This window comes from Sulfuriferula sp. AH1 (assembly GCF_002162035.1).
In the GTDB taxonomy this organism is placed as follows: Bacteria; Pseudomonadota; Gammaproteobacteria; order Burkholderiales; family Sulfuriferulaceae; genus Sulfuriferula.
Window position 1 is genome coordinate 552,082 of the sequence record NZ_CP021138.1, and the last position, 13,085, is coordinate 565,166.

The window sequence follows — 13,085 nt, forward strand, 5'->3', positions numbered from 1 at the left end:
ATTTCCTAGCCCTTTTTGCCTTCCTGTTTGCTCAGCTGGAGCAGCAGTAGCTTGGAGATGGTTAAAACAACGAAGGTGATGAAGAACAGGATCAGACCCAGTTCGATCAGCGAGGAGGTGTACAGGACCCCGTCAGCTTCGGTAAATTCGTTGGCCAGCGCCGACGATATGCTGTTGCCCGGCATCATCAGGGATTTGCTCAACTGGTGTGCGTTACCGATGACAAAGGTTACCGCCATGGTTTCACCTAAGGCACGGCCAAGACCCAGCATGATACTGCCTACTACGCCAATTTTGGTATAGGGCAGAACGACATAGCGCACGACTTCCCATGTGGTGGCACCAAGGCCGTAGGCAGACTCCTTCAATAACGGCGGCACGATTTCAAACACGTCGCGCATTACCGAGGCTATGAACGGGATTACCATGATGGCCAGTATGAGCCCTGCGGTTAACATGCCTATCCCCATCGGGACGCCCTGGAACAAGAAACCGAAAACGGGCAGCGGGCCTAATGTGTCGATTAACCAGGGCTGCACATGTTCTGCGAACATGGGGGCGAATACGAACAGGCCCCACATGCCATAAATGATGCTGGGGATGCCCGCGAGCAGTTCGATAGCGATGCCCAGAGGGCGTTTAAGCCAGTTCGGAGAAAGTTCAGTCAGGAACAGAGCGATGCCGAAGCTGATTGGCACGCCTATCAGCAGTGCGATAATCGAGGTTGCGATAGTGCCGGTTATGGGCACCAGGGCGCCAAATTTGTCTGTTACCGGGTTCCAGTCATCGCTGGTCAGGAATCCGAAGCCGAAGGCCTTGATGGACGGCATGCTGCCGACTATCAGTGAAATAATGATGCTTAACAGTAATGCCAGGACAATAAAAGCAAACAGGCGTGTCGCATTGCGAAACAGCGCGTCTTCTATAATAAAACGTTTGGTACGGCGATCAGATATTGATTTATTCATAGCGTAGTATGCATTGCAAGACTAAGGGGGAGATTGCGCTCCCCCTTAGTCTGGTTTGGTTACAAAAACACAGCCAACTTATGCAAATTTTACCAAACTGCTTTACCGCTAGTATCTTTTATCTCGTTCTTCCAAGATTTGGCAATAAGTTTGACCAGGCTGTCAGGCAGAGGAACATAATCCAGATCAGACGCCATTTTATCGCCGTTTGCGTAAGACCAGTCAAAGAATTTTAAAACTTCTTTGGCATTGGCCGGTTTCTCCTGCGCTTTGTGCATCAGAATGAAGGTGGCGCCAGTGATTGGCCAGCTCATTTTGCCAGGTTCGTCAGTCAGGATTTCGTAGAAGCCGGGAGCGTGCTCCCAGTCTGCGCCAGCAGCTGCGGATTGGAATGTGGTGTCATCAGGGGCTACAAAATGGCCTTCCTTGTTTTGCATCAGGGTGTAGGTCATTTTGTTTTGTTTGGCATAAGCGTATTCAACATAGCCGATGGAGCCCTTGATGCGTTGTACAAAGGAAGCTACGCCTTCGTTACCTTTGCCGCCTACACCGGCTGGCCATGCCACGGAAGTGTCGTTACCCACTTTTTCTTTCCATTCGGGGCTGACTTTGGCCAGGTAGTTGGTGAAAATGAAAGTGGTGCCGGAACCGTCCGAACGATGCACAACTGTGATCGGGGTGGCTGGCAATTTAACGGTCTTGTTTAAAGCTGCAATTGCCGGGTCGTTCCAGGTCAGGATCTTGCCCATATAAATTTCAGCCAGTACTTTACCGGTCAGGTGGATTTGGCCAGGTGCAATGCCTTCCACGTTCATGACTGGAACAACGCCGCCGATAACGGTCGGGAATTGCATTAAGCCGCCTTTTGCCAGCACATCGGCCTTCAAGGGCATGTCGGAAGCGCCGAAATCAACGGTTTTTGCATTGATCTGCTTGATGCCGCCGCCGGAACCGATCGACTGGTAATTCAGGCTAACGCCGGATTTGGCTTTGTAAGCTTCCGCCCATTTGGCATAGATAGGATAAGGGAATGTTGCGCCGGCACCAGTGATTTCGGCGGCTTGGCTATTAGCGGCAAAAGCCCAGCCAGCGCTGAGCAATAATATGGTAGCGAGATTGCGGGTTGTAGTTTGCATGTGCTTTGTATCTCCGTATAGATAAAAATTGAATCAGAACAAAAAGCAATATGGTTAAAGTGTTTGCTGTTTGCTGTTCACATACTACCGGCCCAATATTACATAATTGTGACAAAATGGTTAAGCGTCTTACACGGGCTTGCAAATTTTGTAAGGATTGACCAAACGTGGGTGTTGTGTGTACTATCTAGGGTTTTAGAAGGTGGGGTTGAGCAATGCGGCAAAAGTTAGTCGCCGGTAATTGGAAAATGCACGGCAGCCTGGATGAAAATCAGGCGTTACTCAATGAGTTGCGTATTGCATTGGCTGATATGCGTAATATGGCTTGCGCTGTGTGTGTTCCTTCTCCCTATCTTGCTCAAACTCAAAGCGTGTTGGCCGATTCGCCAATTGGCTGGGGCGCTCAGAACATGAGCGAATATGCCAAAGGCGCTTATACGGGCGAGGTATCGGCATCGATGTTGCTGGATTTCGGATGTCACTATGTGATTATCGGACATTCGGAACGTCGGGCGCTGTATGGCGAAACCGATCAGGTTGTAGCGGCAAAATTTGCGGCGGCAATCAAGGCGGGTCTGACGCCTATCCTGTGTGTCGGCGAAACGCTTGCCGAACGCGAAGCGGATATGGCCGAGTCGGTAATAGCGCGTCAACTCGATGCGGTGCTGGCGGTTTCGGGCATGGCTGGTATGGCGCAGGCCGTGATAGCGTATGAGCCGGTTTGGGCTATAGGCACAGGAAAAACGGCAAGCCCGGCACAGGCGCAAGCCGTGCATGCGTTCATACGGCAGAAACTAGCCGTGCAGGATGCGGATATTGCTGAACGTTTGGTGATTCAGTATGGTGGCAGCGTTAAAGCCGCCAATGCGGCGGAATTGTTTTCTCAACCAGACATTGATGGCGGGTTGATTGGTGGGGCATCGTTAGTGGCGGATGAATTTGTTGCTATTTGCAAAGCTGCGCAATCTTAAGCAATTTGGTTTAAAGGATTAAGATTTGGAAACGATAATTTGGATTTTGCATTTGCTGGCTGCGGTTTCGGTCATTGTGCTGGTGCTTTTGCAGCAGGGCAAGGGCGCCGACATGGGGGCTTCGTTTGGTAGCGGAGCGTCCGGCAGTTTGTTCGGTTCAACCGGATCGGCAAATTTTTTGAGCCGCACGACAGCTGTGCTGGCAGCAACTTTTTTTATGACCAGTTTGGTGCTGACTTATTTTTCAGGCCACCAAACCAAGTCAATTGGCGTCATGCAAGCGCAACAAAAATTGCAGACAGTTAAGCCTGTGGCACCGGCTGGTACAACCATGCCAGCAGCGCCGACAGGCCAAGCAGTTCCAGGTAACGCCGGGTCAAAAGCCGGGGAAATTCCCAAGTAAGCGGGATGTGTTACCGTGGGGCGGATTATCGATCCGTCCTGTCAATCGGCCGACGTGGTGAAATTGGTAGACACGCTATCTTGAGGGGGTAGTGGCGTAAAGCTGTGCGAGTTCGAGTCTCGCCGTCGGCACCATTAGATTTTCGAATAGGCACGACGTTGCTGCTTATCGTAATCAATTGATTGTTATGAATAAATTGGTGTATTCTGGCAATCTTTTTTTAAGCTTGACGCGGTGCTTTTAGGGCAATTAAACTGAGAGGCTGTGTGCCTGTAAATGGCTTGGGGGCGTATCCATGCTTGAAAATTATTTTCCTGTGTTGTTGTTTGTCTTGGTGGGTTTGGCGGTAGGTGTAGGCCCCATGTTGATGGGCTGGTTGCTGGCGCCTAATCACCCCGATAGTGAAAAGCTCTCGCCGTATGAATGCGGTTTCGAAGCCTTTGAGGATGCGCGCATGCGATTTGACGTGCGTTATTATCTGGTTGCCATTCTGTTTATCCTGTTCGATCTGGAAATTGCGTTCCTGTTTCCCTGGGCGATCGTGCTGGAAAAAATCGGTTTGTTCGGCTATTTAGCCATGGTGCTGTTTTTGGCTATTCTCGTGGTCGGTTTTGTTTATGAGTGGATGAAAGGAGCGCTGGAATGGGAATAGAAGGCGTTTTGGAACAGGGCTTCGTAACCACGACAGCGGATAAGTTAATAAACTGGACCCGCACCGGATCGCTGTGGCCCATGACTTTCGGCTTGGCATGCTGTGCTGTGGAAATGATGCAGGCAGGTGCTTCGCGGTATGACCTCGATCGTTTTGGCGTGGTGTTCCGCCCTAGTCCGCGCCAGTCTGACGTGATGATTGTGGCGGGAACGCTATGCAACAAGATGGCACCTGCTCTGCGCAAGGTGTATGACCAGATGGCTGAGCCACGCTGGGTGATTTCCATGGGGTCGTGTGCGAACGGCGGCGGCTATTACCACTATTCCTATTCGGTGGTGCGCGGTTGCGACCGCATTGTGCCGGTTGACATTTATGTGCCCGGTTGCCCGCCCACGGCTGAGGCGCTGCTGTACGGCATTATTCAGTTACAAAACAAGATCAAGCGCACAAATACTATTGCGCGTTAATGATTAAAAGCGAGTTGCTATGAATCCATCATTAGAGAGCCTGTCTGTTTCCTTGCTGACTACGCTGGGTACTAAAATAGTGCGCCAGATAGAGGCGTTGGATGAATTGACAATAGAGGTGCGGGCGGCTGATTTGCGCGATGTGATGCTGGTACTGCGTGACCATGCCGGATTGCGTTTTGAGCAATTAACCGACTTGTGCGGCATGGATTACTCCGATTACCGTGAAGGCGCGTGGGAAGGTGCTCGTTTTGCAGTGGTTTATCACCTGCTGTCGCTGGCCAAGAATCGTCGTCTGCGCATACGCGTGTTTGCGAATGAAGATGAATTTCCAGTGCTCGAAAGCATGGTGGACGTGTGGCCGTCAGCAAACTGGTTTGAGCGTGAAGCGTTTGATTTGTTCGGTATCGTGTTTGACGGACACCCGGATTTGCGCCGCATTCTGACCGACTACGGTTTTGTGGGCTATCCGTTCCGCAAGGATTTCCCGATCTCGGGTAACGTGGAAATGCGTTATGACCCGGATCAGCAGCGTGTCATTTATCAGCCTGTGAGTATCGATCCGCGAGAGATTACGCCGCGCATCGTCCGCGAGGAAAATTATGGAGAGTTTGCATAATGGCTGAAATTCGTAATTACACCATGAACTTCGGGCCGCAGCACCCGGCCGCTCACGGCGTGTTGCGTCTGGTGCTGGAACTGGATGGCGAAGTTATCGAACGGGCGGATCCGCATATTGGTCTGCTGCACCGCGCTACTGAAAAACTGGCAGAAAACAAGACATTCCTGCAGGCGCTGCCTTATATGGATCGACTCGATTATGTGTCGATGATGAGTAATGAGCATGCTTATGTCATGGCCATTGAAAAGCTGATGGGTATAGCGATTCCGGAGCGCGCTCAGTACATACGCGTGCTGTTCGATGAGGTGACACGCATCCTCAATCACCTGTTGTGGCTGGGTGCTCACGCCATTGATATCGGTGCGATGACCGTGTTTCTTTATGCTTTCCGTGAACGTGAAGACTTGATGGACTGCTATGAGGCCGTGTCAGGTGCGCGCATGCATGCTGCCTATTATCGTCCGGGCGGGGTATACCGCGACTTGCCGGATACCATGCCGCAGTACAAAGCCTCCAAAATCCACAATGAGGCTGCCATTCGCGAAATGAACGCGAATCGTCAGGGGTCCTTGCTGGATTTTTTGGAAGATTTTACGCGCCGCTTTGATGTTTATGTCGATGAATATGAAACTCTGCTGACGGATAATCGTATCTGGAAACAGCGTACGGTCGGGATCGGCGTAGTGTCGCCGGAACGTGCTTTGGCGCTGGGCTTTTCCGGGCCCATGTTGCGTGGCTCTGGCATCGAATGGGATTTGCGCAAGAAGCAGCCTTACGAAGTTTATGACCGGCTGGATTTTGATATTCCGGTTGGCGTTAATGGCGATTGCTACGATCGGTATCTGGTGCGGATGGAAGAAATGCGCCAGTCCAACCGTATTATCAAGCAATGCGTGACCTGGCTGCGGCAGAATCCCGGCCCCGTTATTACCGAGAACCATAAGGTAGCGCCGCCTTCGCGAGTTGGCATGAAGCTGGGTATGGAAGACCTTATCCATCACTTCAAGCTGTTTACCGAAGGGATGCATGTGCCGGAAGGCGAAGCTTACGCGGCGGTCGAACATCCCAAAGGCGAGTTCGGCATCTACATGGTGTCAGATGGTGCAAACAAGCCTTATCGTTTAAAAATTCGTGCACCCGGTTATCCGCATTTGGCGGCACTGGATGAAATGGTGCGTGGCCACATGATCGCCGACGTTGTTGCGATCATTGGTACGCAAGATATTGTGTTTGGGGAGATAGACCGATAATGCTGAGCCCAGAATCCCTTGCCCAGATCGATCTTGAGATCGCGAAATACCCGGCTGACCAACGCCAGTCGGCCGTGATGTCGGCTTTGCGTATCGCTCAGGTAGAAAAAGGCTGGCTATCGACGGAAACGATGGACTTCGTCGCCAATTACCTCGGTATGCCGACAATTGCGGTTTATGAAGTGGCGACATTTTATAATATGTACGACACAGCCCCAGTCGGTAAATACAAGGTTACCTTGTGCACCAATATTTCCTGCATGCTGATGGGCGCGCCGGAAATGGCTGAGCATTTAAAGCAGCATCTCGGTTGTGAATTCGGTGAAACCACGGCCGATGGCCGCTTCACTCTGAAAGAGGGTGAATGCATGGGGGCTTGTGGCGATGCGCCATTGTGTCTTATCAATAATCATCGCATGGAAGGTTTTCTCACCCCGGAGAAAATCGATTCGATCCTTGAAGAGCTGAAATAATATGGTCATTAAAGGCGGCGAAGTAATATTTAATACAGCCCATCTTCCTGAATCGTGGAAGCTGGAGACCTATGTGGCGAATGGCGGTTACGCCGCGCTGCGCAAGGTGCTGACGGAAAAAATATCGGCTGAAACCATCATTGCCGAGGTAAAGAAATCCGCATTGCGCGGTCGTGGCGGCGCGGGCTTTCCAACCGGATTAAAATGGAGTTTCATGCCGCGTCATTATCAGGGTGACAAGTATCTGGTGTGCAATTCGGATGAGGGCGAGCCTGGCACCTTCAAGGATCGCGACATCATGCTGCTTAATCCACATGCCCTGATCGAGGGGATGGTCATTGCTGCCTATACCATGGGTGTCAAGCGCGCCTATAACTATATTCATGGTGAAATCTGGCAGACCTATGAGCGCATGGAAGTTGCGCTGGAAGAAGCGCGGGCAGCCGGTTTCCTTGGCGATAACATCCTGGGTACCGATTTCAGTTTCAATCTGTTCAATCATCACGGCTACGGCGCCTATATTTGTGGCGAAGAAACCGCCTTGCTGGAATCGATTGAAGGCAAAAAGGGCCAGCCGCGTTTCAAGCCGCCATTCCCTGCAAGTTTCGGTTTATACGGCAAGCCGACCACCATCAATAATACGGAAACCTTTGCGAGCATTCCTTACATCATTCGTGAGGGCGGACAAAAATTTCTCGAGCTGGGCAAACCCAACAACGGCGGCACCAAGATTTTTTCGGTGTCCGGGCATGTGAACAAGCCGGGTAACTTTGAAGTGCCGATGGGCATGCCTTTCGCGGAATTGCTCGAAATGGCTGGCGGTATTCGTACCGGCCATACTTTTAAAGCCTGTATCCCCGGCGGATCTTCGACCCCCGTGGTACCCGCTGAAATGATGATGGAATGCACGATGGATTATGATTCCATCGCCAAGGCCGGCTCGGCATTAGGTGCAGGCTCGGTCATCATCATGGATGAAACCGTGTGCATGGTAGAGGCGCTGGAACGCTTGTCATACTTCTATTTTGAAGAATCCTGCGGGCAATGCACGCCATGCCGCGAAGGCACCGGCTGGCTGTATCGCGTGATCCATAGAATTGAACACGGCCAGGGCCGTCCTGAAGACCTCGATCTGTTGAATGACGTTGCACACAACATCGGTGGCCGTACCATTTGTGCGCTTGGCGATGCGGCTGCAATGCCGGTCCAGGCGATGCTCAAACATTATCGCCATGAATTCGAGTATCACATCGAGCATGGCAAATGCATGGTTTAGGTGAAGCAAATGCTAGAAATTGAAATTGACGGTAACAAGGTAGCGATACCTGCTGGTGGCACGATCATGGATGCGGCGGCGCAAGTCGGTATATATATCCCGCATTTCTGCTATCACAAAAAACTTTCGATTGCGGCCAATTGCCGCATGTGTCTGGTACAGGTGGAAAAAGCAGCCAAGCCGATGCCGGCATGCGCAACGCCAATCACCGATGGCATGAAGGTTTTCACCAAATCCGATTACGCGGTCAAGGCGCAAAAAGGCGTGATGGAGTTTCTGCTGATCAATCATCCGCTGGATTGCCCGATTTGCGATCAGGGCGGTGAATGCAGCTTGCAGGATCTGGCTGTAGGCTATGGTGGCAGCTCCTCGCGCTATCAGGAAGTCAAGCGCGTCGTTAAAGACAAGGATTTGGGCCCGTTGGTCGCGACTGACATGACGCGTTGCATCCACTGTACGCGGTGCGTGCGTTTCGGCCAGGAAATCGCCGGCATCATGGAAATGGGCCAGGTCGGTCGCGGCGAGCATTCCGAGATCATGCCGTTCATCAACAAAACCATAGATTCGGAGTTGTCCGGCAATATCATCGATTTGTGTCCGGTCGGGGCCCTGACCAGCAAACCTTTTCGCTACACCGCGCGCAGCTGGGAGCTGTCGCGCCGCAAGTCGGTCAGTCCGCATGACGGCCTGGGCAGCAATCTGGCTGTCAATGTGAAGAATAACCAGGTCATGCGCGTATTGCCGCTGGAAAATGAAGCCATTAACGAATGCTGGTTGTCGGATAAGGATCGCTTCTCCTATGAGGGCCTGAATGCCGAACAGCGGTTGACTCGGCCTATGGTCAAGCAGGATGGTAAATGGATGGAGGTCGACTGGCAGGCGGCGCTGGAATACGTGGTCAACGGATTGAAACAGATTCGTGAACTGCATGGTGCCGATAGCATCGGCGCGCTGGCGATTCCACATCAAACCCTGGAAGAGTTGTATCTGCTGCAGAAATTGGTGCGCGGTCTGGGTACCGGCAATGTGGATGCGCGTTTGCGTCAGTCTGATTTCAGTGCGGATGCTGCGCTAACCGGTGCGCCCTGGCTAGGAATGCCGGTTGCCGAGATCGACAAACTGGATCGGGTGCTGCTTGTGGGCAGCACGTTGCGTCAGGATCATCCATTGCTGGCCCATCGTTTGCGCCAGGCGGTGAAGCATGGTGCGCAACTGAGTCTGGTGAATCCGGTCGATGACGACTTGCTGATGAAAGTAGCGAATAAATCGATTGTTGCACCGCAGGCTATGGTCAACGCGCTGATGCAAATCGCAGTGGCCTTGGCGTCGCAAACAGGAAAGGCATTGCCGTCAGCAATTGCAGCGCTCGCTGCAGAAATCAAGGCCGGTCCGGAATGCGAATCCATAGCGGGCAGTCTTGCCAGCGGCGAGCATAAGGTCGTGCTGTTGGGCAATATGGCCCAGCACCATCCGCAATACGCGGATCTGCATGCATTGGCGCAGGTTATCGCAGACCTGTCCGGTGCAGCGTTCGGTTTCCTCGGCGAGGCAGCGAACAGCGTCGGCGCGTACATTGCCGGTGCAGTACCTCGCCATGGCAAAACAGGGCTGAATGCCGAAGCGATGCTGGCGATGCCACGCAAAGCCTATCTGTTGCTGGGGGCGGAACCTGAACTGGATAGCCATAACCCCGCACAAGCCATGCGTGCACTGCAAAATGCAGATATGGTCGTGGCAATGAGCGCATACAAACATGCGGCGATGGATTACGCCGATGTGTTGTTGCCGATCGCGCCGTTCACCGAAACAGCCGGTACCTTTATCAGCACCGAAGGTCGGGTACAGTCCTTTAATGGCGCAGTAAAACCATTGGGCGAGACGCGTCCGGCATGGAAGGTGTTGCGCGTACTGGGCACCATGCTCGGCCTGTCTGGATTCGATTACGATACTGCTGAAGCGGTGCGCCAGTCAGTGCTGCCGAACGGTGATCTGCCTGCAAGCGCGCTCAGTAACCAGCTGTCGGCTATCAAGGTTTCATCCGTCGCAGTGGCAGAAACGGTCATGCGGATTGGTGAAGTTCCGATGTATCAGGCCGATGCGATCGTGCGTCGCGCGGAATCATTGCAGAAAACCCATAATGCCGAAGCGCCTGTAGCGCAAGCTAATTCAGCCATGCTGGCGACACTGGGGATCACCTCTGGCTCAATGGTAACTGTACGGCAAGGCGAGGCCAAAGCCGTGATGCGCGTCCAGGCCAATGATGCTTTGCCCCTGAATTGCGTGCGTGTGGCGGCCAGTCATCCACATACGGCAGGGCTAGGGGCAATGATGGGCGAAATCAGTCTGGAGCGTGCATAACATGGAATACATGCAAAATTTATTCGGCTATGCGTGGCCAGCCGTATGGGCACTCGTCAAGATCATCGCGATTGTCGGGCCGATGATGCTTGCGGTCGCTTATCTTACCTATGCCGAACGTAAAGTGATCGGCTACATGCAGGTACGTTTGGGACCTAATCGGGTTGGTTTCAAGGGTTTGCTGCAGCCGATTGCCGACGGCTTGAAATTACTGATGAAGGAAATCATCATTCCGAGTGGCGCAAACAAGTTCTTGTTCGTGCTGGCTCCGGTACTGACGATTGCGCCGGCATTGGCTGCGTGGGCGGTAGTGCCATTTTCACCGGAACTGGTGCTGGCCAATGTCGACGCCGGATTGCTGTATATTCTCGCCATTACTTCCATGGGCGTTTACGGCGTTATTATCGCCGGCTGGGCATCCAATTCGAAGTATGCATTCCTCGGCAGCCTGCGTTCAGCGGCGCAAATCGTGTCCTATGAAATTGCCATGGGTTTTGCGCTGGTGGGCGTACTGATGGCGTCACAAAGCCTGAATCTGGTTGAAATCGTCAAGGGTCAGACCGGCGGTATTTTCAACTGGTATTGGCTACCGCTATTTCCGATGTTCATCGTGTATCTGATTGCCGGTGTGGCTGAAACCAACCGCGCCCCATTTGACGTGGCCGAGGGCGAATCGGAAATCGTGGCCGGTTTTCACGTTGAGTATTCAGGCATGGCCTTTGCAGTGTTCTTCCTGGCCGAATACGCCAATATGATACTGATCGCGGCATTGACCTCGCTGATGTTCCTCGGCGGCTGGAATCCGCTGTTCAACATTGCGCCGTTCAACTGGATCCCCGGTTTTGTTTGGCTGATGTTCAAGATCGGTTTCGTTCTGTTCCTGTTCTTGTGGTTCCGCGCGACGTTTCCACGCTATCGTTATGACCAGATCATGCGTTTGGGCTGGAAGGTATTTATTCCAATTACCCTGGTCTGGCTCCTCTTTGTTGGCGCGATGATGCAAACCCGTTACGGATACCTGTTCCACTGATGTGGAATGATGGAGTGATTTGATGAACGCTATAAAACACTTTTTCTCTAGCATGCTGCTTACCGAGCTGTTGCGCGGCATGGCGCTCACGGGCGGCATTTGTTTGCGCGGAAAATTACCGTGCAATTTCCGGAAGAAAAAACCCCGCAATCCGTACGGTTTCGCGGCTTGCATGCCTTACGCCGTTATCCGAACGGCGAAGAGCGCTGCATTGCCTGCAAGTTATGCGAAGCAGTTTGTCCGGCTCTGGCGATTACGATTGAATCGGAACAGCGCGACGATGGCAGCCGTCGTACCACCCGTTATGACATCGACCTGACCAAATGCATTTTTTGCGGTTTCTGTGAAGAATCATGTCCGGTGGATTCCATTGTGGAAACCCATATCCTGGAATACCACGGTGAAAAACGCGGTGATTTGAATTACACCAAGGACATGTTGCTGGCGGTGGGCGACAAACACGAAGCTCAGATCGCAGCGGCACGTGCAGCTGACGCTAAATACCGTTAATTTTGCATTAGGCGAATCGATATGAATTTTGAAACCGTAGTGTTTTATTTCTTTGCGGCAATTTTGCTATTTGCGGCTTTCCGTGTCGTCACTACCCGTAACCCGGTTCATGCGGCTTTATTCCTGGTGCTCGCATTCTTTACTTCGGCCGGATTGTGGCTGATGCTGGAGGCGGAGTTCCTTGCAATCGCACTGGTGCTGGTATATGTAGGCGCAGTGATGGTGTTATTCCTGTTTGTGGTGATGATGCTGGATATCAACTTGGACCGTTTGCGCGAAGGTTTCTGGGATTATCTGCCGCTGGCCGGATTCGTCGCCACCATGCTGGTAGTGGAAATGGCCGTGGTACTGGGCAGTCGCAGTTTTGGGCTGAATATCGTACCAGCTCCGGTGCCGCATGCTGCCGGTTACAGCAATACCAAAGAGCTGGGAAGCTTGCTCTACACGGATTATGTGTATCCATTTGAGTTGGCAGCGGTCGTGCTGCTTGTGGCGATCGTCGCTGCGATCGCATTGACCATGCGGCGCCGCAAAAACAGCAAATATCAGGATCCGGCGCAACAGGTCAAGATCAAGCGTGCAGATCGGGTTCGTATGGTTTCCATGCCGTCCGAGCAGCCCTCATCAACCAAGTCTTAAGAGAGGAAGCACCGTGTTGTCACTTTCACATTATTTAATACTGGGTGCGATTTTGTTTGCAATCAGTGTGCTGGGTATATTTTTGAATCGAAAGAATGTGATTATTCTGCTGATGGCAATTGAGCTGATGTTGCTGGCAGTGAATATGAATTTCATCGCTTTCTCACATTATCTGGGTGACACCGCAGGCCAGATTTTCGTATTTTTCATTTTGACAGTGGCAGCGGCAGAATCCGCGATCGGTTTGGCGATTCTGGTGGTGTTGTTCCGTAACTTGCGTACCATACACGTGGACGATTTGGATCATCTGAAAGGCTAATGGTGCGGAAC

General features: G+C 52.3%; 14 protein-coding genes, 1 tRNA gene and 1 pseudogene. 14 read left to right on the forward strand and 2 right to left on the reverse strand.

All coding sequences use genetic code 11. The features are described from left to right. Window positions 1-5: 5 nt before the first annotated feature. Together pstC and pstS are read right to left on the reverse strand one after the other, a co-directional pair. Window positions 6-968, reverse strand: coding sequence for a phosphate ABC transporter permease subunit PstC (pstC, locus tag CAP31_RS02800; protein ID WP_087446143.1), 963 nt, complete (start codon window positions 966-968; stop codon window positions 6-8). Window positions 969-1,057: 89 nt separating this feature from the next. After that, window positions 1,058-2,104 carry a phosphate ABC transporter substrate-binding protein PstS gene (gene pstS / locus CAP31_RS02805; RefSeq protein WP_087446144.1) on the reverse strand — a complete coding sequence of 349 codons (1,047 nt, stop codon included), beginning with the start codon at window positions 2,102-2,104 and terminating at the stop codon, window positions 1,058-1,060. A gap of 215 nt (window positions 2,105-2,319) precedes the next feature. Between pstS and tpiA the strand changes: the two genes are divergently transcribed. The 14 genes and pseudogenes from tpiA to nuoK all read left to right on the forward strand — a co-directional run bounded on the left by tpiA (window position 2,320) and on the right by nuoK (window position 13,074). Then, entirely contained in the window at window positions 2,320-3,075 is a 756-nt protein-coding gene (gene tpiA, locus CAP31_RS02810; RefSeq protein ID WP_087446145.1) for a triose-phosphate isomerase, read from the forward strand. Between the two features lie 25 nt (window positions 3,076-3,100). Beyond that, a complete protein-coding gene (secG, locus tag CAP31_RS02815) occupies window positions 3,101-3,478 on the forward strand; it encodes a preprotein translocase subunit SecG (RefSeq protein ID WP_087446146.1) in 378 nt (125 codons plus the stop codon). A 48-nt stretch (window positions 3,479-3,526) separates the two neighbouring features. Beyond that, window positions 3,527-3,612 (forward strand) — tRNA-Leu (locus tag CAP31_RS02820). 161 nt (window positions 3,613-3,773) lie between these two features. Then, window positions 3,774-4,130, forward strand: a complete 357-nt coding sequence (locus tag CAP31_RS02825) for an NADH-quinone oxidoreductase subunit A (protein ID WP_087446147.1) — start codon at window positions 3,774-3,776, stop codon at window positions 4,128-4,130. Further along, window positions 4,121-4,597 carry an NADH-quinone oxidoreductase subunit B family protein gene (locus CAP31_RS02830; protein ID WP_087446148.1) on the forward strand — a complete coding sequence of 159 codons (477 nt, stop codon included), beginning with the start codon at window positions 4,121-4,123 and terminating at the stop codon, window positions 4,595-4,597. Before CAP31_RS02825 ends, CAP31_RS02830 begins: the two co-directional genes overlap by 10 nt. Before the next feature lie 19 nt (window positions 4,598-4,616). Further along, window positions 4,617-5,216, forward strand: a complete 600-nt coding sequence (locus CAP31_RS02835; protein ID WP_087446149.1) for an NADH-quinone oxidoreductase subunit C — start codon at window positions 4,617-4,619, stop codon at window positions 5,214-5,216. Then, window positions 5,216-6,469 (forward strand): NADH-quinone oxidoreductase subunit D, encoded by a 1,254-nt coding sequence (locus CAP31_RS02840; protein ID WP_087446150.1) that lies wholly within the window; start codon window positions 5,216-5,218, stop codon window positions 6,467-6,469. Before CAP31_RS02835 ends, CAP31_RS02840 begins: the two co-directional genes overlap by 1 nt. After that, the gene (gene nuoE / locus CAP31_RS02845) at window positions 6,469-6,942 is read left to right on the forward strand and encodes an NADH-quinone oxidoreductase subunit NuoE (RefSeq protein WP_087446151.1); all 474 of its coding nucleotides are present in this window, start codon (window positions 6,469-6,471) and stop codon (window positions 6,940-6,942) included. The genes CAP31_RS02840 and nuoE overlap by 1 nt, the downstream gene beginning before the upstream one ends. A 1-nt stretch (window position 6,943) precedes the next feature. Next, window positions 6,944-8,218 carry an NADH-quinone oxidoreductase subunit NuoF gene (nuoF, locus tag CAP31_RS02850; protein WP_087446152.1) on the forward strand — a complete coding sequence of 425 codons (1,275 nt, stop codon included), beginning with the start codon at window positions 6,944-6,946 and terminating at the stop codon, window positions 8,216-8,218. Between the two features lie 9 nt (window positions 8,219-8,227). Continuing rightward, a complete protein-coding gene (nuoG, locus tag CAP31_RS02855) occupies window positions 8,228-10,576 on the forward strand; it encodes an NADH-quinone oxidoreductase subunit NuoG (RefSeq protein WP_087446153.1) in 2,349 nt (782 codons plus the stop codon). Window position 10,577: 1 nt separating this feature from the next. Then, window positions 10,578-11,606, forward strand: coding sequence for an NADH-quinone oxidoreductase subunit NuoH (gene nuoH / locus CAP31_RS02860; RefSeq protein WP_087446154.1), 1,029 nt, complete (start codon window positions 10,578-10,580; stop codon window positions 11,604-11,606). 22 nt (window positions 11,607-11,628) lie between these two features. Next, window positions 11,629-12,116: pseudogene (nuoI, locus tag CAP31_RS02865) on the forward strand (NADH-quinone oxidoreductase subunit NuoI). Between the two features lie 21 nt (window positions 12,117-12,137). Next, entirely contained in the window at window positions 12,138-12,755 is a 618-nt protein-coding gene (locus CAP31_RS02870; RefSeq protein WP_087446155.1) for an NADH-quinone oxidoreductase subunit J, read from the forward strand. Between the two features lie 13 nt (window positions 12,756-12,768). Next, window positions 12,769-13,074 carry an NADH-quinone oxidoreductase subunit NuoK gene (nuoK, locus tag CAP31_RS02875; RefSeq protein WP_087446156.1) on the forward strand — a complete coding sequence of 102 codons (306 nt, stop codon included), beginning with the start codon at window positions 12,769-12,771 and terminating at the stop codon, window positions 13,072-13,074. The last annotated feature ends 11 nt before the right edge of the window (window positions 13,075-13,085 follow it).

Excerpts from the sequence above, each read along its gene's own strand:
- pstC (WP_087446143.1), bottom strand. The coding sequence starts at position 968 with ATGAATAAATCAATATCTGATCGCCGTACCAAACGTTTTATTATAGAA.
- pstS (WP_087446144.1), bottom strand. The coding sequence starts at position 2,104 with ATGCAAACTACAACCCGCAATCTCGCTACCATATTATTGCTCAGCGCT.
- tpiA (WP_087446145.1), top strand. The coding sequence starts at position 2,320 with ATGCGGCAAAAGTTAGTCGCCGGTAATTGGAAAATGCACGGCAGCCTG.
- CAP31_RS02825 (WP_087446147.1), top strand. The coding sequence starts at position 3,774 with ATGCTTGAAAATTATTTTCCTGTGTTGTTGTTTGTCTTGGTGGGTTTG.
- CAP31_RS02830 (WP_087446148.1), top strand. The coding sequence starts at position 4,121 with ATGGGAATAGAAGGCGTTTTGGAACAGGGCTTCGTAACCACGACAGCG.
- CAP31_RS02835 (WP_087446149.1), top strand. The coding sequence starts at position 4,617 with ATGAATCCATCATTAGAGAGCCTGTCTGTTTCCTTGCTGACTACGCTG.
- CAP31_RS02840 (WP_087446150.1), top strand. The coding sequence starts at position 5,216 with ATGGCTGAAATTCGTAATTACACCATGAACTTCGGGCCGCAGCACCCG.
- nuoE (WP_087446151.1), top strand. The coding sequence starts at position 6,469 with ATGCTGAGCCCAGAATCCCTTGCCCAGATCGATCTTGAGATCGCGAAA.
- nuoF (WP_087446152.1), top strand. The coding sequence starts at position 6,944 with ATGGTCATTAAAGGCGGCGAAGTAATATTTAATACAGCCCATCTTCCT.
- nuoG (WP_087446153.1), top strand. The coding sequence starts at position 8,228 with ATGCTAGAAATTGAAATTGACGGTAACAAGGTAGCGATACCTGCTGGT.
- nuoH (WP_087446154.1), top strand. The coding sequence starts at position 10,578 with ATGGAATACATGCAAAATTTATTCGGCTATGCGTGGCCAGCCGTATGG.
- CAP31_RS02870 (WP_087446155.1), top strand. The coding sequence starts at position 12,138 with ATGAATTTTGAAACCGTAGTGTTTTATTTCTTTGCGGCAATTTTGCTA.